Raw genomic sequence first — 604 nt, 5'->3', positions numbered from 1 at the left:
CGAGGATGTTAGAGTCTGCAAGGCTAGCACTGGATTATTGGAAAATAGCGGGTGGTTGGATGCAGGAAGAGCGTGCAGAATATCGTTTGGCGATGAGCTTGCTGAAAGCCGATGCACCTAAAGAAGCCAAAGTGCATGCTGAACGATGTGAAGCCATTTGTCTGCAAAACGGCGGCGATGCGTTTGAGCTTTTTTATGCGCATGACTTATTGATGCAAGTGCATTTTCAACTTAGCCAGCAATGCAAAAAACAATTGGATGCGCAGGTGCAGCAATACTGCACAACCAGCGAACTGGCGTAGGTTTACCGCCACAGCAAAAAGCCCCGAGCTAATGGCTCGGGGCTTTTTGGCTGTCTAAACACTTTCGTATTTCTAGGTGTTGATTATGCCGTTTGCGGTTTTGGCTGGTATCGTCCAGGTTTGTGGTTCATCGCCAAAATCAAGTTGGTCGCAATGGCACCAAGAACGGAGAGAGCGATAAGGTGCACATCCACAATAAACAGCGACATCACCACGATGGCACAATCGAGCGCCATCTGAATTTTGCCCGCTCGAATCCCAAAGCGTTCCTGAAGGTACAAGGCCAAAATATTAAAGCCGCC

Annotated in this window: 1 protein-coding gene and 1 pseudogene; one reads left to right on the top strand and one right to left on the bottom strand. The window is 48.5% G+C overall.

Going from position 1 to position 604, the window contains the following annotated elements:
* A pseudogene (locus tag R7Q09_RS26875) lies at window positions 1–302 on the top strand (hypothetical protein); the annotation flags it as partial.
* Between the two features lie 83 nt (window positions 303–385).
* Here R7Q09_RS26875 and R7Q09_RS26870 read toward each other — a convergent pair.
* On the bottom strand, window positions 386–604 hold a 219-nt coding region (locus tag R7Q09_RS26870), incomplete at its 5' end, for a YitT family protein (RefSeq protein ID WP_318144039.1).

This window comes from Vibrio sp. 2130-1 (assembly GCF_033339515.1).
This window is presented reverse-complemented; position numbering and strand designations above follow the sequence as displayed.